The organism is Vibrio sp. TRT 17S01 (assembly GCF_050113695.1).
Classification (GTDB): domain Bacteria; phylum Pseudomonadota; class Gammaproteobacteria; order Enterobacterales; family Vibrionaceae; genus Vibrio.
Window position 1 is genome coordinate 438495 of sequence record NZ_JBNJOG010000003.1, and the last position, 20428, is coordinate 458922.

A 20428-nucleotide genomic window follows, 5' to 3' on the forward strand; every position below is an offset into this window, starting at 1 on the left:
GCGGATTCTATCAGAACGACTGACTTTTTGCCGCAGATAATATTTGTGGATAGAATTCCGAAAATAACTGGCTCAACTCAACATAATGCTCGTCTAATGATTGATAACAATCTGCCAACCGTCCCATTCGAGGGGAACGCATCGACATTCTTTGTAATGCGTATTCAATATTGTCCATTGCTATGTAAGACTCAAGCCAACGGTCTTTCCACATGTGTTGCGAAACATCTAGGTAACGTTTTGGAAGCCCTAATGTTGGTTCTTGTTCTATGGTAGTGCGTGCATCAGCACAAAATTGTTGCAACGAGTTTTTATGATAGCCTTCCCAGTTGCGAGCAAGGCAGTGGTCCCAAAACACATCCAATGCAATACCTGCAAACCGTCGCGTATCCAACGTAAAATAGTCTTTTGCACAAGACATAATTGAATGGCTATCTGTGTAACTATCGACAAAGCGATGCAATCGAATGCCCGCAACAATATCCGGTGAGAATTGTCTCGATGGATCACCTTTAACAAAATCACCCAACAGGTTACCAATTAAGCTTGAGTCACAATGTTCAGCAATGTGTAAATGGGCTAAAAAGTTCATAAGCGATAGTTGTACCAGTGATTAAAAGGTAAGCCAGATAAGCAAAAGGAAAAAATGCTGTGCTTAAAAACACAAAGCCAGCGCAAATGCACTGGCCAACATGGAATGTAGACATTTAATCTACTGTTTTATTCTGCCTTTTCTTCCGCAGATTTGTCATATTCAGACAAGTTAAAGCCAATCTCCATTGCATCTAGCAACTCTAGGCTTTCATCATTCAAAATTTGGTCACACATACAGACCTCCTTTTCTTCTTCTAAAAACAAGTTATATCGCGTTTTACCTCTCTTTTTAAACCCTTTATATGACAGTTTTGTGAAAAAGGACCGTTAAATTCAATAATTTCATCAATATAGACCAAGAATAGTTCGACGAACTGCCGCTGCGACACAATGCACTGTAAACAATTAATTACACCACTGGAATCCACAGTGAACATTTTGCTTGATTTACCATCTTATATTTTACAGAATGTGCGTAAAACTAGGGCATCAAACTAGATTAACTTGTCTTTTTTGGTGCTAAAGCCTACAACAACTAATAATCGTAAAATATTGTATACAGATGTCTAATTCTAAAGTCTTCGGTAGTACCCTCATTATTGCCGGCACAACAATTGGTGCTGGTATGTTAGCCCTGCCCCTTGCCTCTGCGGGCATAGGCTTCGCCACATCACTACTCATTATGTTTGGCCTTTGGGCTCTGATGGCTTATACCGCACTATTAATGATTGAACTCCATCAACATGCTCCAGCGGGCGCAACGTTGCATACATTAGCCAAACAATTTCTTGGAAAGCGAGGCAAATGGTTAGCAAGTTTTGCTATGTTGTTTCTTTTTTACGCGCTGTGCGCGGCATATATTGCTGGGGGCGGCTCTCAGTTCTCTGAACGCGTTCACCAACTTTTAGACATCCGACTTGAACCCACTACAGCAACAATCCTATTTACGGTGGTTGTTGCTGCCGTCGTCGCCATTGGTACGGCTATGGTAGACAAAGTTAATCGCGTGTTGTTTTTGACTAAACTTATTGCGATGGCAATGGTACTTTTTTTCCTAGCACCAAACGTGACAGAGTCTTACCTCCTCAGCATGCCGATAAAGCAAGGGCTCGTTATTGCTTCAATCCCTGTTATTTTTACCTCATTTGGGTTTCACGGAAGTATTCCAGCAATCGTAAACTACCTTGATGGTAATACCCGTGCTCTTCGAATTGCTGTGATCATTGGCTCCGCAATACCATTGATCATTTATGTATTTTGGCAAACCGTCACTCTTGGCGTGGTGAGTCAAAATGAAATTATGCAAAATGCCGGGCTAACAGGATTAATCAACACCTTGTCTCACACAGTCCATGAACGCGGCTTAAGTACTGTGATTGGCGTATTTGCAGATCTCGCATTACTGACTTCGTTCTTAGGTGTAAGTCTTGGGCTATTTGAGTTCTTAGGAGATAGTCTTAAAAAGAAAAGCACTAATAAAGATCGTGTGTTCATCGCAGCAATCACGTTCACGCCACCGATGGTATTCGCATTGTTTTACCCCCAAGGTTTTATTATGGCGCTTGGATATGCCGCTATTGCACTGGCCATACTCGCAATCTTTTTACCTACATTAATGGTGATGAAATTGCGCAAAAGCAGCGACTACACCTCAGACTATCAAGTCATGGGTGGAAACATGACCCTATTTGCTACCGCTGTAATTGGTTTGATGATTGTTTCTGCTCAATTATTAGTAACGACAGGTGTACTTCCAGCCTTAGGCTAATCGAACGTATTGACTACAGGTGGGGCCTATCCCCACCTTTTTTATGCCCTTCCAAAGATCAATGTCTCATTTATTGAAATATATCTCATTCCAATTTCATTCAAATGAGACATAACACATTTTTATATTTTTCTTGTTTTTATAAAATTTTAAGCAACTTTAACCATCAGATGGATCTGCCATGAAGGAAGTTGATTTCAGAACGATAGACAAGCTTTTTATTAAGATGTCGATAAACGACAAAATGTGGGTTGTTTTCATTATATTTTTAACGGCTATTACCTTTATTTCTGGTTCTCATTACCGAGTACAACAACAGCAATTAGAACAGAGCTTAATCAATCAAGTTGAGTATAAGCTTGCCGGAATACTTACAACTTCCGACTATCAAAGCTTGGAGATTGATGGTCTAGAGCAAATATCTAGTGTTTCAGATTCTGTTATTACCAATGGTGTCGTTACCGCAACACAGCTAGGCTCAAATGGTAAGGCCTACCAATATAAGGAAAATGTTGAACAAACCATAGTCACCTCTGAGCGTAAGCTACTGACAAGTTTTGCGTTGAATTATCTTTGGGCGATCCCCTTTGCGATTTTTCTTTACTGGGTCGCGACTTTTATTGGGGGAGCGCTCTGGGTTCTGTACACCACAACACAAAAAATTGCTGAGGGTGACTTAACCTCTCGCTTAGGTTTCCATCCCGGACGAGATGAATTTGGTACTATTGGCTGCGCTCTAGATAACGCCATGGACACATTGAGCGAACTGGTCGTCACTGTCAAAACCAACGCTTCCACTTTAAATGAAACCTCTTCCTCTTTCGAACAGGATATGAAGCAAAGCGAACGGGAGATCACAAATCAATATGCTTCTCTTGATTCTGTCGCGACCGCAATGGAGCAAATGACGGCGTCCGCGCAAGAAGTATCATCGGTTGCGAACCAAGCAACTGAGCAAACAGAATCAGATACACGTCAAGTAGCTGAAAGCTCAGAATTGGTTCAAAGTGCGATTACTGAAATTGAAGCGCTAACTTCACTAATCAGCCAAGCTTCCCAATCTGCGTCGTTGTTAAATGACAATACCAGCCAGATCAGTGAAGTTATTACCACGATTAATGGAATATCAGAGCAGACAAACTTGTTAGCCCTAAATGCAGCAATTGAAGCGGCACGAGCTGGTGAGCAAGGGCGCGGTTTTGCTGTTGTGGCCGACGAGGTAAGAACACTTGCAAGCCGGACTCAAGAAGCAACGGTAGAAATCCAAACAATGATTGAAAAGTTACAATCAGAGAGCCAAAGCATTGCCCATATTACCCAACAAACAGTATCTCAAGCACAAACAAGTAGTGCTCTTATTTCAGATATTGGTAACGATATCAGCACCATAGCTCATTCCGCTTCTGCGATTAACAACATGAGTTTACAGATCTCAACATCAGCCAGTGAGCAAAGTGCTGTTGCCAATGACATTGCCTCTGAACTTGCAAGTATTCGCTCGCAATCTAACATTATAAAAAATGTCGCAGAGCAATCATCAAAAGGTGTTGGCCAACTTTCTAGTGCAACTGAGAATCTTGGATTAGTGCTTGAACGCTATCGAACTTAAGTTCATCGTACCCCAAATTATCCCCACACATAAAACCGATAGCGAAAGCTGTCGGTTTTTTTCTGCTCAATCTGGTTACCTTTCTCAACTCACCAACAGAGCTTGGCATGCATGTAGCGCCTTTATCATGTACCATGAGTTAAATACACTTGCTGACCAAATCAAGGATTTTCATGGAAGCCGAATTATTAGAAATCAAGAACTTCCTGACACAATACCCACCTTTTGACGAATTAGAAGAAGACGTATTGGACTATGTAACAAGAAACGTGGAGATCAGTTACTTTCGTCAGGACACGCCAATTATCCACTTTGGAGACTCTATTCATGATCTCTATATGGTGAGAAGTGGCGTTGTTGAAGTATATCGCCGAAAAGGTGAGCTCTATAACCGGCTCGATCAAGGTGCGTTATTTGGTCAGATGGGTTTATTGACGAACAACAAGGTTCGATTCCCTGTAAAAGCCATCGAAGACAGTTTGATTTATTGCATTCCTGAAGCGGTATTCCAAGAACTGTACGAAAACCATGACTCATTTGCTGACTTTGTCGAAGTGGAAGATAATGCTCGCCTTCGTCAAGCCGTATCAAGTACAAAAGATCAAAACGATTTAACCACTTCTAAAGTGCGTACGTTGTTGTCACGCGATGCAGTTTTTGTCGACAAAACTGAAAGCATTCAGAACGTTGCCATTAAAATGGCCGAAGAAAACATTTCATCTTTGCTTATCATTGATCCAGACATTTTAGAAGACGATGAAACTGACACAACGCCACTCGTAGGTATCATTACCGACCGTGATTTGTGTACACGAGTACTTGCTCAAGGGCTTGACCCTGATGATGAAGTCGCCAGTGTCATGACTAACGAAGTTATTTCGCTCGATCATAATGCTTATGTTTATGAAGCTATGCTCACGATGCTGCGCTACAACGTTCACCATCTACCTGTACTCAAAGACAAAAATCCAATTGGTGTTCTAGAAGCGACAGATATTGTCCGATATGAATCTCAGAACTCACTATTGCTGGTAAGTAGCATATTCCAACAACAATCGATTGAAGAACTTGTGATCATTTCCGAGCAAGTTAAAGACAGTTTTGTGCGACTGGTAAACGAAGACGCCAACTCTCATATGGTTGGCACCGCAATGTCAGTGATTGGCCGCAGCTTTAAGCAACGTATTATCGAACTTGCAGAAGAGGAACTCGGCCCTCCTCCGGTGCCATATTGCTTCCTAGCGCTTGGATCAATGGGACGAGATGAACAATTATTGGTGACCGATCAAGACAACGCCATCATTCTCGACAACAGTTTTGTCAAAGAGCAGCACGATGAATACTTTGCGCAACTTGCAAAACGTGTCTGCGATGGCTTAAACAAATGCGGTTACACATATTGTACAGGTGACATTATGTCAACCAACCCGATGTGGCGTATGACTCGCGAAGAATGGGAAGAATGCTTTACCGATTGGATTGATGATCCAAACCCGAAAGCATTGCTAAACGCATCCATTTTCTTCGACCTCGATGGTGTATATGGCCGTTTAAAATGGGCAGAACAGCTCAATGGCTTTATTGTTCGCAGAGCAAGGAAGAACAATCGATTCCTTGCATGCCTTGCTCGTAATGCACTAAACCGGACCCCACCACTTGGCTTCTTTAAAGACTTTGTGATGGAAAAAGATGGGCAGCACAATAACTCGATCAACTTGAAACGTAGAGGCACGGCGCCACTGGCAGACTTAATCCGTGTTCATGCACTCGCTGTTGGCTCTCGCTCCCAAAACTCCTTTGAAAGACTTGATGATATCCACGACGCAGGGATCCTGCCAAAAGGCAAAGCACGCGATATCAAAGATGCGTTAGAGTTCATTTCGATGGTAAGGATCCGACACCAAGCGATGGATGTCGAAAACGGAACAGACCCTGATAACAATATTGAACCAGAAAACCTGTCTGACTTTGAACGCAGAAACTTGAAAGACGCCTTCCAAGTGTTAAGTAATGCGCAGAACTTCTTGAAGTTCCGTTATCAAGCCAGCAATAACTTTAAGTGAGAAGGCAATGTTCAATAAAACAATTCGCCCACCAGCTATAGATTGGCTACATAAGTTTGACCAAAAAAAGAATAGCGTAAAAAATAGTGCGTTAGAGGCTTTTTATTCAACACCGATCCCAAGCGGTGATACTCCAATTTCGGATGTTGTGTTCCTTGCGATGGACTTTGAAACAACTGGATTGGATGCGAAACAAGATGACATTATCACGATTGGAACCGTGCCTTTTACATTAAATCGTGTTTTCTTAAATAAGGCGAGGCATTGGACAGTGAGACCAAGAAAGAAGCTTGCTGAAGAATCCATTATCATCCACGGGATCACACACAATGATATTCTTGATGCACCTGACTTAAGTGAGATCTACGAAGATGTAATAGGACAGATGGCCGGGCACATTACCGTCGTTCATTATCACCGAATCGAAAGAGAGTTTTTTGATAGCGCCCTACGCTCTAGGATTAATGAAGGTATTGAGTTTCCTGTCGTGGACACCATGTTCAATGAGTCTTTAGTGCAAAACAAATTAGCAGGTGGACTCTGGAACATGCTCAAAGGAAAGAAACCTAAATCAGTAAGACTTGGGGCAAGTCGTTCACGTTATGGTTTACCGCCCTATACACCTCATCATGCTCTTACTGATGCTATTGCAACTGCGGAGCTTTTACAGGCTCAGATCGCACACCATTACACTCCTGACACTCCACTCAATGCGATATGGTTATAAACCTAATTCATAGGTAGTAGCAACTTACAGCACTTCAACTTTCACCTCATCAAGTTGAAGTGCTCATTACTCCCCGTAATTTAGTGCTAAAGCTTCTGGGTATTGCCTTGTTTTAGCAAGCTCAACGGCTTTATCTTCTATCGCTTGATATGTTAGCGCCATTGTTACAGGGTGTGTTTCTTCGATTGTTTTTCCTATCTTAGGTTCGAAACCCCATGTACTGGCTATTTTGCTTGCGGCTTCAAGTGCAGAAGAACCCTTCACCACTTCCAAACGGGCATAGTGTTCTTCCTCAAAACTAACATCGGCTGAACGCAGTGTTTCATCTTCACCTGGAATTTGTTGAGCACCAAATAGAGGCTTTCCAAAGGCTTTGGCGTTTGAAAACTCTGGAATCCATTGGCTCATGTGTTGTATTGAGTTTCCTGTTCTACTTTCAATATCTTTCACATCCCAACCAGTCGCAATTTTTTTCAAAAACTTCTGTGGAAGAACAGGCTGAGCTGAGTGGTCGCCAGACTTCGCTAAACCATCATTAAATAAGGTAATATTATTTGTCATACCATGAAGCTGGAATACGCCATCAGCGTAAGGGGTCAGTTGTCCCATGCCTTCATCGGTGCCTCTAGGTCCATGGAAGATTACTTCAGGCCAAAGCGAAAGATTGCTATCCCATTTGGTGACATACGCCGCTTTAAACTCCACAAGACGCTGGCGAGGCTTACGTACAAGATCATCAACCCTACCCGTCTCAAAGCCACAAGCATTAACAACATAATCAGCGGTTAAGTCATGACGCAGTCCATTCGCATCTTCGTACGCTAGAAGCCATTGATGACCATTGAAGGATAATTCCTTTAACGTGCTGTTCAAACACAACTCTGCATTTTCAATGTTCTCTAATGCCAATGTCGCTGTCGCCGCCAAACGGAAAACACTCCATCCGAATTCTTGAACAACAACAACTGGGAACTTTAACGTTGATAGGTCGGTGTTTTTTGCAAATGGAATAACCCAATCGTCAGCCGACGCCGGAGACGCAGGTTGTTCACATGTGGATAGAACTTCAAGATCTTCACGTGAATAGAGCTTGTAGTAGTCATCTGGTTGCCCTAGCAACTGATTTGAAGGGTCTTTTTTTACCAACTCTTTATAAGAGGAACGAATCGATTCAAGCCGAGGCAACAAGTCTTCAGGCTGACCTTTATCGGTTTTAGGAACAACAATAACGGTTGGACGCCGATTTAGCGTATGAGGATAAAGTCTTACCGTATCAATGGACTGTTGAAGAAGCTCTTGACACTGCTGAAGAGAAATTTCGCGATAAAGATTTCCCCCCGCATGGAGGTGGCATATTGGTGGTCCGCTCACCAAACTGTCTTTCTTCTCGATAAGTGCCACTGACACACCAAGCTCTGCTAAATGCAATGCGGTCGTTGCACCAGCGACACCGCCACCAATCACTGCGACCTGAATATCTGATTGTGTTGAAGGATGATTGTCCATTCGTTCTTTTATTTCGTTAAATTCCAAAGCATTTTACTCAGATTTTGCTGTTAAGAAAATCACAAAAAAAGTATTGATAATATGAAAAACAACACCTTTTTTTCGCAATAAAAAAAACAAAAAAATACTTGACGCGCTTCTGTTGAGAATACAAAAAATCAGATTTGTGAATAACAAACTTAGCCCAATCATTGTCCCTATTGGGCTAAGGGAATATTAAAGTTATCTACAGGCAAAGTTATCCCAAACTTTATCCACTGTTTTTGTGGATAAGTGAATAAACTGATCGGTTACTCACTGGCTAAAGTCTTTATTTATAGGGACTAGCAAACGTTTTAATAAACTCCCGACAACTAAAATTAGTGTGCAAAAAGTCACCACAGGCAGTGCTATCCATAATGAGAAATGCAACGTTGGCGTAAGTTCAAAACCAAAATGCATTAACCCTGCAACAACTAATTCAGCCCCTACCGTCGCAATCGTTCCAGCGACAACCGCCATAATGCCGTATTCAGCGAAAATGGTTCTTATCACCCTTTTATTGCTCGCACCCAATGTACGATAAAGTTGAATCTCCTGCTGACGTTGTGACAAGCTCAAACGCAATAAGGTAAAGACCAACAAGATCCCCGCAATCACGCCAATACCCGCCAATATCGTGACCGCCCAGATGATCTGACTTAGTAGTTGTTGAATTTTTGCTGCCATTCCACGGATATCCATAAGGCTCACGGTAGGATAGCTGCGTGACAATTGGTTGATGAGGTTATTTTGATCGCTCGTGATCCTAAAACTCACTAAATATGTGCTTGGCAAGGACTCTAAAACATCAGGAGAGAAAATGAAGTAGAAATTCGGCTTCATATCTCGCCATTCCACTTGCCTGATGCTGTTTACAACCGCTTGAACCTCAACACTATTAATGACAAAGCTCAATGTATCACCAATGTTAAGCCCTAAATCATTAGCAATATCGGCTTCAATGGAAACGCCCCCAGTGCTTGTCCACTCCCCATCAAGCAATACATTGTGTGAAGGAATACCATCTGACCATGTAAAGTTCAGCTCACGACGTAACGCATCGGCACCTTCCCCTTCGGTATCAACCACGGTTGGTTCTTGACCATTAACACCAGTAAGTCGCCCTCGAATAATTGGATAAGCTGGTGAGCGTTCTAGTGCTTGCTCATCGAGCGCTTGTAGGTAGTTTTCAAGCTCAAAAGGCGCAATATTCAACGCAAAAGCATTATGCGCATCAGCAGGCAATGTTCGCTGCCAATCTGTCAGTAAATCACTTCTTACTAACCAAATAACGGCAAGCAGCATTAAAGACAGAGCCAAAGCTCCGAATTGAATGCCAGTCGAAATAGGAGAACGATTGATCCGACTGAGTGCAAGTTTATAAGATGGAGAAAGCGGCATTTTCGCGACATTTTTCGTCACAATTAGGCTAAAGCCGGCCAACACTAAAAAGAGAACCGCTACACCCACTAGAACAATCCAAACAAGTAAGTTGTCGTAATAAGCAAACAACATTGGAATAACAGGGACTAAAATCAACCATAGATAAGTTTTCGCTTGATTTGCTGTCCATTGTGACTGCATCACATTCATTGCACTTGTGTTGACTAGATTCAGTAGTGGGATCCCTAAAGCAGGAATAGCAATTAATAATGCCGTACTAAGCGCCAGAATGTAGGGCTCAATCCCGTAGCTAGGAAGTGGGTTTGGTAACAATTCTGCAAGTGGAATACGCAATAAAAATTCCAAGCCAATACCGCTTACCACACCTATTACCGCAGCAATAGCTAACAGCAACAGCACTTGCGTTGACAACCATCGCACCACCCAGCGCTTACTACCACCTAAACTTTTAAGCATGGCAATGGTTCTTTGCCGTGTGGAAACGTAATGTTGGCATGTCAACACCAGCGTTGTCGCGGCCATAATGATGACAATGGCAACAGATAGCGACAAGTATTGCGTTGTACGTTTAAATACTTCATTGGTTCGACTGGCTGTATTTTGATCTCGCCATTCATCGCTAGGCGTTAATACAACTGCATCTTTTAATTGGCTGATTTGGTCATCATTGCCATTGACGTAGAGGTTATACCTCACTCGACTACCTAACTGAACAGCCCCCGTCTTAGGTACATCAGAGATATGAATATAGACCGAGGGCATTTGCTGAAATGGGTTAAAGCTTAACCCCGGCTCCTCTTCTACTTTCCCAGTAACAACAAAATCCGCATCACCTAACGTAATGGTGTCACCAACCACTACGTCCAATTGAGCGAATAATCTTTCATCTAACCATAATTGTGAGGGGAGAATATGATTAGAAATGGTGCCATTTTGGTTAAGCCGAAACTCCCCTTGCAATGGGAAGGCCGTATCGACAGCTTTTACCGTAACCAACTTCATTTCGTTATCACTAAACGCCATCGTGCCAAACCGAACGCGTTTAGAAACTTGAAGATTCTGTTGCTCAGCCAAGCCCACTAGTTTTTCAGGTAAAGGGTTTGAAGAAACAAAAACACTGTCCGCCGTTAATGCTTCTTTACCTTGCTTAACGATCACCTGCTCCATACGAGTCGCCAACGCGGTCAACGCAAAAATACTGGCAATGATGAGCGTTAATGCAATAGAAACAGGCCAAAGCTGACCATGGCGTATTTCCTTCCAGCTCCAGCTTAATAATCGTGTATCTAATAGAGTCTGTGTTGATGCCATTACACTTCCTCCACTCTGCCTGCCTGCATTCGAATCGTGCGATCACATTTCTTGGCTAACGTAGAATCATGCGTAACTAAAACCAGCGTGGTGCCGTGCTCGCGATTTAATTCAAATAACAAGTCTATGACTTTTTCAGCTGTCGCTTGGTCAAGATTACCCGTAGGCTCATCAGCAAACAGTACTTGAGGCTCAATCATAAATGCGCGCGCTAACGCGACCCGTTGCTGCTCACCGCCCGATAACTGAGCAGGACTATGACCCATACGATGTTCAAGACCAACCATTGTCAATAATGACTTGGCACGCTCAATATTTTCGGGTTCTCCTTTTAATAAGCACGGTAGAGTCACATTTTCCAAAGCAGTCAAACTTGGTATCAAAAGAAAGCTTTGAAACACAAAGCCCACCGAGTGGCTACGTATCTCCGCACGTTGCTCATCCGTTAATGACGCCAGTGATTTACCAAGTAATTCTACACTGCCACTGGTGGGGACATCTAAACCGGCAAGCAGTGTCATCAATGTCGATTTTCCAGCCCCGGACGTGCCGACAATTGCAACACTTTCACCACTTTCTATACACAAATCGACGTCTTGAAGGATTGTCAAATGTTCTTGTTTAGTAGAGACTATTTTCGATAATGATTGCGCTTTAATGACGGATGATTGCATGTTTCGACTACTTCCCTTTTTATTTATTGTTTTATACGTAGCTCCAGCCAGTAGTACCACTTTGTTAATACTTGGTGACAGCTTAAGTGCAGGCTATCAAATGCCAGTGGAAAAAGCATGGCCAAATTTATTGCCAAATGTATTGTCCACCAAAGGAAAATCTGTCGATGTTATCAACGGAAGTATTTCAGGTGATACCACCGGAAATGGCCTTGCCCGTTTGCCTGCATTACTCAAACAACACTCACCAGATTATGTATTAATCGAGCTCGGAGCGAATGATGGTTTACGAGGCTTTCCTCCTAAACTCATTGAAAATAACCTGATGTCACTGATAAAACTTTCAATCGACCATCAAGCAAAACCGTTATTGATGCAGATCCACGTATTACCCAATTACGGAAAGCGTTATACAAAGGCATTTTCTAACATTTATCCAAAAGTCTCACAGCAAACCGATGTGCCACTTTTACCTTTCTTCCTCGAAGGAGTTATTGCCAAGCCAGAGTGGATGATGAAAGATGGCCTCCATCCAACGAAAGATGCCCAGCCTTGGATTGCGGAATTTGTTGCTCAAGAGTTAATTAATTTTCTTTAATTGGGCTAGCTCAAAAACCCGCACCATTAATTGGGTTATTCTGTTGCTACCTTGGTTGCCGGAAAAACAAAAATGATTATTGAACCAATTATCGATGGCGTGGTTGCCAGAAGTGCTCACCCTTTTGGCTGTGAGCAAGCTGTCCTTGAACAAATTAACTATGCAAAATCAGCCAAGCCTATAAAACATGGACCAAAACGTGTCCTTATTATTGGGGCTTCATCTGGCTTTGGACTTGCTGCTCGAATTGCGCTTACTTTTGGCGGCAGCGATGCAGATACTATTGGCGTATCTTTCGAACGTGGGCCATCTAATCTTGGTGGCGGTTCTGCTGGCTGGTACAACAACTACTTTTTTCAAGAATATGCAGAGCAAGAAGGTCGTATTGCCGTCAATATCCAAGGTGATGCCTTTTCAAAAGAGATTAAACAAGAAGTTGTAGAAGCGATTGAAACGTACTTTGAAGGTGAAGTGGACCTTATCATCTATAGTGTCGCCAGTGGTGTCAGACCGAACCCTGACACTGGTGAGCTATGGCGCTCAGCGATAAAGCCCATCGACCAAGATGTCACTGGCGCTAGCATTATATTAGAGAACGATAGCTGGATAGAAACAACGCTAACCTCTGCGAGTGAGCGTGAAACTGAAGAAACGCTCAAAGTAATGGGCGGTGAAGACTGGGAAAGCTGGATCGATACGCTCATTAACTCAGAATCCGTTTCGGAAGGTTGTAAGACCATCGCATTTTCTTACATTGGACCTGAAGTGACCCACCCTATTTATCTCGATGGCACACTTGGACGAGCAAAGGTCGATCTTCACCAAACCAGCCATGCGCTCAATTTAAAACTATCTAACTTTGATGGCGGCGCCTACGCTACTGTCTGCAAGGCGCTCGTAACGAAGGCAAGCGTATTTATCCCGGGCTTAAGCCCCTATATTCTTGCACTCTATAAAGTGATGAAAGAGAAAGGGACGCATGAAGGCTGTATTGAACAAATGCAGCGATTGTTTAGTGACAAGTTATACGGAAACACAACCATCCCCCTCGATGCGGAGCGCCTCATTAGAATGGATGATTGGGAGTTAAACCCAGATACCCAAGAAAAAGTTGCTCAGCTTATGGCACAGCTAGGGCCAGACAACTTTAAACAGCTTGGTGATTACCAAGCCTTCAAAGCAGATTTTCTAAAACTCAATGGCTTTGGCTTAGATACCGTTGACTATCTTGAAAATATTGATCTCGACCACTTCATTCAATCAACAGACTGATTTCTTTTTCTTATAATTAAGAACCTCATCAATAAAACAGCCCCTACATTAGTTAGGGGCTTTTCTTTACTTTAGTCACGAACTAGTCTTATTTTTGAAACTAACTATTTGGCATTCTGTTTACAGATACGAAATCAAAACGTCGAACACCACTTGGTGACAACGTAACCAAATGGGTATGTCGCGCCCTTAAATAGGATCTCAAGCCTGAAAAGCAATGTTGTATGTCAAAAATTAATCTTAATACCATCACCATTCCAGAAGATATATGTAACGGCTGGCAAGCCATCGTTAATTTACTGGCTGACATTGTCAATGTTCCTTCAGCATTAGTCATGCGCATCCATCAGGATTACATTGAGGTCTTCTCCAGCAATAATAACAATAAGCATCCATATGCCATTGGTGACTGTGAACGGCTTGGACAAGGCCTCTATTGCGAATATGTCATTAATAACCAGACGGCCTTGATTGTTCCCGATGCAACTGAAGATCCTGAATGGAAAAATAACCCTGATATGAAATTTGGCATGCGTGCTTATATGGGTGTTCCAATCAACTGGCCATCAGGTGAACCCTTCGGCACCATTTGTGTACTAGACAACAAAAAAAACGAGTTTTCCCTAACATACAAACAGTTGTTATGTAGTTTTCGTGACTCTATTGAAGCGCAGCTTACAACCATTATTCAAAATGAAGAACTGCGCTTGCTAAATGATGAGTTAAAGTCGAAAGTTGACACTCGAACGCAAGATCTCGTGCACCTTAACTACTCTCTAAATCAAGAAATCGATAAACGTAGAGCGGTAGAGAAAAAACTTCACCATCAGAAGTTTCACGATAGTGGAACTCAGTTCCTTAATCAGTTGGGTTTACAAAAACAGCTACGACAATATTCCTCTGAGCTTGATGGCAACGACTACATATCCGTTATCCATATCGGATTCGCCAACGGGGCAAGTATTCAGTCAAAGTATGGATTTCATACGTGGGAAAAAACCCTCGTTCAGTATCGAAAACGACTTGGTGATTTAGCACGTTTTAGTGCATTTACTGCAAGACCCAGTGCAACCGATTTGGTGCTTTGTTTGCGTACCGGACACATTGAAGAAGATTTAAATACCCTATGTAACCAATTGGTAGATATCGGACACTCTGAGTTTCTGGTGAATCATGAAAGGCTTCATCTTCACACCTATATTGGCATCAGTTCAACACAAAACCCTGCTGAAGTGACGCACCTGTATAAGCAAGCCTCAGAAGCGATGCAATCTTGCAAAGATTCTGGCCACAAGTTTAGCTTTTATTCACAGGCAACTGCTGACTTACAAAAGCACATTAGCCAATTAGAAAGCTACCTTCTTCAAGCCGTCAGAAATGATGATTTGTTGCTGTATTTCCAACCTAAAGTATCCCCTGCGTCTCATCGTTGGACAGGTGCTGAAGCTTTGTTGCGTTGGCGCCACCCTATTCTTGGCGATGTATCAAACCAAACGTTAATCCACTTAGCCGAACAAAATGGGCTTATATTCGAAGTCGGCAACTTTGTCCTTCGCTCAGCTATTAAAAAAGCCTCTGAATGGATGCAACACGTTGAGAAGTTTCGAATTGCAGTTAACGTTTCAGCAATTCAATTACAAAATCCTCAATTTGTGGACCAAGTTCATGACCTTTTACATGCCTATAATTTACCCCCTCAGTTTTTAGAGCTTGAGATCACCGAAAGTAGCCTCATCGCCGATGAAGTGGTTGCGCACCAGACCCTTGATGGGCTGAATAAGCTTGGAATCATGTTATCTCTGGATGATTTTGGGACTGGGTATGCATCATTTAATTACCTGAAGAAGTTTCCTTTCCACGCGATTAAAATCGACAAAAGTTTCATCCATCAAATTGATCAGTGTGATGAAGACAAAGAAATTGTGCGTTCCATCATTCATGTTGCTAAAAAGCTTAACCTGTCTATCACAGTAGAAGGCATCGAGTCAGAGCAGCATGAGGCGTTTATTATTGAAGAAGGGTGTGAATATGGCCAAGGCTACTACTATGGTAAACCCATGCCCTGTGATGAGTTTGAATACTCTTTCTTTAATCAAAATTACACCAGTGAAGCAAATTTCAGTAGCTTACCGAAATAACGCTACATGCTCTCCAAACGAAACGCCTTTAAGCTAAGCAAGTTTTACCTTTACTCCAAAGCGTGGGATTTCTATAATCCCCGCCTTTCTCTTACCTAAGTTAAGTGACTCCCATGGATCAACTCATTGCCCTTTTTAAAAAAATAGAAAAACAAAATTATCGTGCATACCAACAAATTAAAGGTCAGTATGATTTTGGTGATTTCACACTATATGCGGACTATATCCAAGGCGACCCTTACGCATCGGCATCACGTTTTCGCGTTATTCGCCCGTGGGCACCGACTGGTTTACAATGGTTAAGAGAAAAATCACCGTCTTACCAAATCGCCGCAAGAGATTTTATCGCTCGCAGCTTTGCGGCATTTGCTAAACAAGAAAATTCCGTCAGCATCGCCTTAACAGGCCAAACAGTGATGGACAGTACAGCCGTTCTATTTACTGAACAAGGCATCGAAATTCGATTCAGAGTAGATCTACCTGCTGAGGGTCGTTCAGTATTAGGGAAGCGCGCTATCAATGCACTAACATTCCATCTACCAAAGTTTGTACGCCGAGCAACACTCGAACGAGAATTAGATCTCACCGCACTAAAGCATCACTGTGAATCGATTGAAGACCAAGTCGCAATGCGCGAGCAGCTCAAAGAAAAGGGCCTTATCGCCTTTGTTGGCAATGGTTCCATTCTCCCTCGCATTGCGGGTAATTGCGACCTTCCAATGAAACAAGCCGTTGCTTTCCAGTCCCCTGAAAATCTAACAGTGGAGTTAAACACGCCAAACCAAGGTCCAGTGAAGGGCATGGGGATTCCACAAGGTATCACCGTAATTGTTGGTGGTGGTTTCCATGGTAAATCTACCTTACTCAATGCGATTGAGCGCTCTATCTATAACCATCTACCGGGTGATGGACGAGAGCTCGTTGTCACAAATGAAGAAGCGATGAAGATTCGTGCTGAAGATGGTCGTTGCGTTCATAACCTAAATTTATCCAACTACATTAACCATTTACCTATGGGTAAAGATACTGGCGACTTTTCGACACAAGATGCTTCAGGTTCCACATCACAGGCTGCTTGGTTACAAGAATCAATTGAAGCGGGTGCACAATGCATGTTGATCGATGAGGATACGTCAGCCACGAACTTTATGATCCGTGACGAACGCATGCAGGCATTGGTAGCAAAAGGTGAAGAGCCAATCACACCACTGGTTGACCGAATTGGGCAGCTACGTGATGAGTTGGAGATTTCTACCATTGTTGTAATGGGAGGCTCTGGTGACTACCTAGATGTTGCCGATACCGTCATTCAAATGCACGACTATCAAGCACTTGATGTGACAGAAAAAGCGCGTCAGGTTATTCAACAGCACCCTACCCAACGAGAAAACGAAAGTGAAAAAGCGTTAGAGACGTTCAGACCACGTTCAGTCAACCGAGCTGCATTGCAAGTCGTGCTTGCAGACGGAAAGTTCCGAGTATCTGCAAAAGGCATTGACTCATTACGCTTTGGTAAGGAGTTTATCGACCTAGCAGCACTTGAGCAATTGGAATCCAGTGCTGAAATCAATGCAATTGGATGGCTTTGGTTCCAGTTGGCGCAATTACCGGGCTGGTCTAATAACCCAGCTAAAGAGTTCAATGACATGCTCAAAGGTGAATGGCATCAACACATGCCAAATCAAGGGGATTTAGCTAAACCACGCGTCCTCGACACCATGGCGGCATTAAACCGTATGCGTAAATCACAATTCCGCACTTCGAAGTAGCAGCCAAACACCAAAATCGTTATAAAGCGTCTTTTTAAAAGGCGCTTTTTTTATGTCATTTCAAATCCATACACCCAGATTCGTTCTCCGTGATTTCGAATTGAGCGATATTGCGCATTACACTGCTCAATGCCAAGACAAGAAATATCAACGCTTTTACAGTGACGAAGATTGTTCAATAGAGAAGTGCGATGAACTTGTTAAAATGTTTATTGCACAAGCTAAGATTTCACAGAGAAACGCTTACCATTTAGCGATAACGGATCGTGTTACCGGGGAATACCTAGGCATCGCAGGCCTCAGGCTTGAAAACGAAAACCAAGCATCCGTGGGGTGTGGTTTAGTCCGAAATAAGCAACATAAACATGTCGCTCACGAAGCGATGAAAGCCCTTTTAGAATTTGGCTTTCAGCAATTACAAATTCACCGAGCCTATGCAGAAACCATTTCGGACAATATCGCAGCAGTTAAGCTTTGTAAGAGTATCGGAATGAGGCAGGAAGCGGAGCTGATACAGAACCGCTATTTTAAAAACCAATGGTGGAATACAACTATTTTGGCCATTCTCTCGAGTGAATTTCCCCGTTAATGACGTAAAACATGCCACGCTTCGCATAGCACTTTAAATTGTTCACTATCACCATTGTCACGATCAGGGTGCCATTTTAAAGCAAGTTTTCGCCATGTTTTTCTGATGTCCGTCGGCGTTGCATCTTGTGGCAGTTTAAACAAACTCAACGCTTTGGCTCTGTCCATGTCTTTGCCGTTTGTGCTTCCGACAAATTCACGATATCGCGTCCAGAATTCATTCAACAAACGCTTAACCTCGCCCTCTTCAGCCTCATAGTTCTGCCATTGGATATAGTAATCCCGCAGGGGATCATGATGATCCACTTCGTGTCCTGCAACCTGATGTGCGGGCATCAAAACAATGTTCATTGCCTCAACTTGGAGCCAATTATCCGGGTACAGCGTTTCCTGAAGCTGATACAACGCGTTCATGATAAGAAAATTACGCTTAAACAGATCCTTTTCAGGCGAAGCATCAAGAGCAGGTATAAACCCTAGCTCTCCTAAATGCGAAGCTAGTGTATGAACTTTCCATCCAGATGGTGTCTTCTTCAATACTTCAAGAATTGGCCATAGTAGCGGATTTTCCATATAGCTTTGAAAGCAAGCTGTCAGTTCATTTGAGGTGGTCATATATGGTGGATCTCTAGTACATAATTATTAATTGAAAATCACACAGCGTTATTTGTCGAGTTATTGAAGTCTTAGCGGCTCAAAAATGAGATTCTCATCCATCGCAATATGGCTTCATTGGGTATGACTAGCAACTGATAAAATTGAAAAAAGCCTATTTTTCTCCTAAACCTTAGTTGTAGTCCATTTAATAGATCGAAGTGACATGTATTTCACTCGTCAAACAAGAATTCGGTTATATCCAGAGACAAAGATATGGAAGAAAGCTATTGCTTTGCAGAAGAGAGCTCGACGTTAGAACCAATCACGGAAAAGTTCTGGGAAATCCTAGTTGTCGACGATGAGCAAGACGTACACGACGTCACTAACATTGTATTGGGCGACTGTGAGTTTCTTGGTAGAAAGCTACATTTCACACACGCTTATTCAGCCAAAGAAGCTAGAGAGCAAATCGAAAACGCTCCTCACGATTTCGCCGTTATCCTTTTAGATGTAGTGATGGAAACCCGCCAAGCTGGTCTCGATTTAGTAAAGTGGATTCGAGACACTAAAAATAACAAAAGTAGCAGAATCATCTTACGTACCGGACAACCTGGCGACGCTCCAGAAGAGCAAGTTATTCTTACTTACGATATTAATGACTATAAGAATAAAACCGAGCTAACTTCTACGCGCTTGATTACCACAACGTTTGCTGCAATCCGTTCTTACAGCGACATCATTACCATTGAGCAAACCCGCGCAGGGCTAAAAACTATCATCAATTCCACCTCAGATATATTAGTGGAAAACACAAGCGCAACTTGGCTTCAAGGCATATTGCGTCAAATCGTCGCTCTGTTAAAACTCGACGATCTCCATGCCATACATTACGGCGCCTCTCCTGTGGACGGGCAATGGCGGATTGTTGCTACAACAAATGGTGATAAATGTCCTTTAGGTGATGAGCTCTCTTCATATTGTGACGTTGCTCCTGCTCAGTTCGATTTTTTCCGGCCTCGACTACACCATGTAGATAACAACACCTTCGTCCTTCCTATCTCTGTTCATGACTCAAACGGCATCATCGTTGTGAAAAGCAATGAAGAAACTTTAGAACAACACAGAGAGTTGATTGAGCTTTTTATCAAAAGTGCCACCATTGCCTACGACAAAATGTTTCTGATTAATGAAGTGGTTGAAACACAAAAAGAGATCGCCTATCGGTTAGGTGAAGTAGTAGAAACCCGGTCGAAAGAATCTGGTAGCCATGTTAAGCGCTTATCTCTGCTATCCCATTTATTAGCCAAAAATGCCGGATTAAGTGATGACTACGCCGAAAAAATAAAACTCGCCTCTCCTTTGCACGATATAGGAAAGATTGCGATCCCAGACAATATTCTTCACAAACCCGGAAAGCTATCCGCTGAAGAGTGGGAAATAATGAAAACTCATGCCGCAGTTGGCGCTGAAATATTAGCCGGTTCAAACCTCGAGATCTTGCGGATAGCCGCCATCATTGCTTCAAGCCACCATGAAAAATGGGATGGAAGCGGCTATCCCTCAGGCCTAACAGGTGAAGACATACCCATCGAAGGTCGCATTACAGCAATTATTGATGTTTTCGATGCGCTGGCTTCTAAGCGTTGCTACAAAGAGCCTTGGGCAATCGACGATATCAAGCAGCATTTCTTAGAGCAAAAAGGCCAACACTTCGATCCTAAGTTGTGCGATGTCTTTTTGAGTATTTTCGACGAGTGCATTGAGTTAAGAGATGCCTATCCAGATTAAC

At 42.7% G+C, this 20428-nt stretch carries 15 protein-coding genes; 10 read left to right on the forward strand and 5 right to left on the reverse strand.

Features of this window, described 5'->3' with window-relative positions; all coding sequences use genetic code 11:
- Positions 1 to 10: 10 nt before the first annotated feature.
- The gene (locus tag ACQEXS_RS07570) at positions 11 to 592 is read right to left on the reverse strand and encodes an ACP phosphodiesterase (protein WP_427013363.1); all 582 of its coding nucleotides are present in this window, start codon (positions 590 to 592) and stop codon (positions 11 to 13) included.
- A 564-nt stretch (positions 593 to 1156) separates the two neighbouring features.
- Between ACQEXS_RS07570 and ACQEXS_RS07575 the strand changes: the two genes are divergently transcribed.
- From ACQEXS_RS07575 to ACQEXS_RS07590, 4 genes are all read left to right on the forward strand, one after another.
- Positions 1157 to 2362, forward strand: coding sequence for an aromatic amino acid transport family protein (locus ACQEXS_RS07575; protein WP_427013364.1), 1206 nt, complete (start codon positions 1157 to 1159; stop codon positions 2360 to 2362).
- A gap of 181 nt (positions 2363 to 2543) precedes the next feature.
- Complete coding sequence (locus ACQEXS_RS07580) at positions 2544 to 3971, forward strand: methyl-accepting chemotaxis protein (protein ID WP_427013365.1); 1428 nt, start codon at positions 2544 to 2546, stop codon at positions 3969 to 3971.
- Positions 3972 to 4144: 173 nt separating this feature from the next.
- Complete coding sequence (locus ACQEXS_RS07585) at positions 4145 to 6034, forward strand: putative nucleotidyltransferase substrate binding domain-containing protein (protein WP_427013366.1); 1890 nt, start codon at positions 4145 to 4147, stop codon at positions 6032 to 6034.
- A 7-nt stretch (positions 6035 to 6041) separates the two neighbouring features.
- Complete coding sequence (locus ACQEXS_RS07590) at positions 6042 to 6761, forward strand: 3'-5' exonuclease (protein ID WP_427013367.1); 720 nt, start codon at positions 6042 to 6044, stop codon at positions 6759 to 6761.
- A gap of 66 nt (positions 6762 to 6827) precedes the next feature.
- Here the strand turns inward: ACQEXS_RS07590 and ACQEXS_RS07595 are convergent, their stop codons facing one another.
- From ACQEXS_RS07595 to ACQEXS_RS07605, 3 genes are all read right to left on the reverse strand, one after another.
- A complete protein-coding gene (locus tag ACQEXS_RS07595; RefSeq protein WP_427013368.1) occupies positions 6828 to 8267 on the reverse strand; it encodes an FAD-dependent oxidoreductase in 1440 nt (479 codons plus the stop codon).
- A gap of 294 nt (positions 8268 to 8561) precedes the next feature.
- On the reverse strand, positions 8562 to 11003 hold the full coding sequence (locus ACQEXS_RS07600) for an ABC transporter permease (protein WP_427013369.1): 2442 nt from the start codon (positions 11001 to 11003) through the stop codon (positions 8562 to 8564).
- On the reverse strand, positions 11003 to 11677 hold the full coding sequence (locus tag ACQEXS_RS07605; RefSeq protein WP_427013370.1) for an ABC transporter ATP-binding protein: 675 nt from the start codon (positions 11675 to 11677) through the stop codon (positions 11003 to 11005). Before ACQEXS_RS07605 ends, ACQEXS_RS07600 begins: the two co-directional genes overlap by 1 nt.
- Here ACQEXS_RS07605 and tesA point away from each other — a divergent pair.
- The 5 genes from tesA to ACQEXS_RS07630 all read left to right on the forward strand — a co-directional run bounded on the left by tesA (position 11676) and on the right by ACQEXS_RS07630 (position 18043).
- Entirely contained in the window at positions 11676 to 12275 is a 600-nt protein-coding gene (gene tesA, locus ACQEXS_RS07610; protein ID WP_367989945.1) for a multifunctional acyl-CoA thioesterase I/protease I/lysophospholipase L1, read from the forward strand. The two genes, ACQEXS_RS07605 and tesA, sit on opposite strands and share 2 nt — an antisense overlap.
- 72 nt (positions 12276 to 12347) lie before the next feature.
- A complete protein-coding gene (gene fabV, locus ACQEXS_RS07615) occupies positions 12348 to 13547 on the forward strand; it encodes an enoyl-ACP reductase FabV (RefSeq protein WP_427013371.1) in 1200 nt (399 codons plus the stop codon).
- Positions 13548 to 13771: 224 nt separating this feature from the next.
- A complete protein-coding gene (locus ACQEXS_RS07620; protein WP_427013372.1) occupies positions 13772 to 15685 on the forward strand; it encodes a sensor domain-containing phosphodiesterase in 1914 nt (637 codons plus the stop codon).
- A 113-nt stretch (positions 15686 to 15798) separates the two neighbouring features.
- A complete protein-coding gene (locus tag ACQEXS_RS07625; RefSeq protein WP_427013373.1) occupies positions 15799 to 17454 on the forward strand; it encodes a P-loop domain-containing protein in 1656 nt (551 codons plus the stop codon).
- 52 nt (positions 17455 to 17506) lie between these two features.
- Positions 17507 to 18043: a GNAT family N-acetyltransferase gene (locus ACQEXS_RS07630; protein WP_427013374.1), complete on the forward strand. Its 537-nt coding sequence runs from the start codon at positions 17507 to 17509 to the stop codon at positions 18041 to 18043.
- Here the strand turns inward: ACQEXS_RS07630 and ACQEXS_RS07635 are convergent.
- Entirely contained in the window at positions 18040 to 18657 is a 618-nt protein-coding gene (locus tag ACQEXS_RS07635) for a DNA-J related domain-containing protein (RefSeq protein WP_427013375.1), read from the reverse strand. The genes ACQEXS_RS07630 and ACQEXS_RS07635 overlap by 4 nt on opposite strands.
- A gap of 255 nt (positions 18658 to 18912) precedes the next feature.
- Here ACQEXS_RS07635 and ACQEXS_RS07640 point away from each other — a divergent pair, with 255 nt between their 5' ends.
- A complete protein-coding gene (locus ACQEXS_RS07640) occupies positions 18913 to 20427 on the forward strand; it encodes an HD domain-containing phosphohydrolase (protein ID WP_427013376.1) in 1515 nt (504 codons plus the stop codon).
- Position 20428: the final 1 nt, after the last annotated feature.

Bases quoted from the DNA above. Each gene is read 5' to 3' on its own strand.
- ACQEXS_RS07570 (WP_427013363.1), bottom strand. From the start codon at position 592: ATGAACTTTTTAGCCCATTTACACATTGCTGAACATTGTGACTCAAGC.
- ACQEXS_RS07575 (WP_427013364.1), top strand. From the start codon at position 1,157: ATGTCTAATTCTAAAGTCTTCGGTAGTACCCTCATTATTGCCGGCACA.
- ACQEXS_RS07580 (WP_427013365.1), top strand. From the start codon at position 2,544: ATGAAGGAAGTTGATTTCAGAACGATAGACAAGCTTTTTATTAAGATG.
- ACQEXS_RS07585 (WP_427013366.1), top strand. From the start codon at position 4,145: ATGGAAGCCGAATTATTAGAAATCAAGAACTTCCTGACACAATACCCA.
- ACQEXS_RS07590 (WP_427013367.1), top strand. From the start codon at position 6,042: ATGTTCAATAAAACAATTCGCCCACCAGCTATAGATTGGCTACATAAG.
- ACQEXS_RS07595 (WP_427013368.1), bottom strand. From the start codon at position 8,267: ATGGACAATCATCCTTCAACACAATCAGATATTCAGGTCGCAGTGATT.
- ACQEXS_RS07600 (WP_427013369.1), bottom strand. From the start codon at position 11,003: ATGGCATCAACACAGACTCTATTAGATACACGATTATTAAGCTGGAGC.
- tesA (WP_367989945.1), top strand. From the start codon at position 11,676: ATGTTTCGACTACTTCCCTTTTTATTTATTGTTTTATACGTAGCTCCA.
- ACQEXS_RS07605 (WP_427013370.1), bottom strand. From the start codon at position 11,677: ATGCAATCATCCGTCATTAAAGCGCAATCATTATCGAAAATAGTCTCT.
- fabV (WP_427013371.1), top strand. From the start codon at position 12,348: ATGATTATTGAACCAATTATCGATGGCGTGGTTGCCAGAAGTGCTCAC.
- ACQEXS_RS07620 (WP_427013372.1), top strand. From the start codon at position 13,772: ATGTCAAAAATTAATCTTAATACCATCACCATTCCAGAAGATATATGT.
- ACQEXS_RS07625 (WP_427013373.1), top strand. From the start codon at position 15,799: ATGGATCAACTCATTGCCCTTTTTAAAAAAATAGAAAAACAAAATTAT.
- ACQEXS_RS07630 (WP_427013374.1), top strand. From the start codon at position 17,507: ATGTCATTTCAAATCCATACACCCAGATTCGTTCTCCGTGATTTCGAA.
- ACQEXS_RS07635 (WP_427013375.1), bottom strand. From the start codon at position 18,657: ATGACCACCTCAAATGAACTGACAGCTTGCTTTCAAAGCTATATGGAA.
- ACQEXS_RS07640 (WP_427013376.1), top strand. From the start codon at position 18,913: ATGGAAGAAAGCTATTGCTTTGCAGAAGAGAGCTCGACGTTAGAACCA.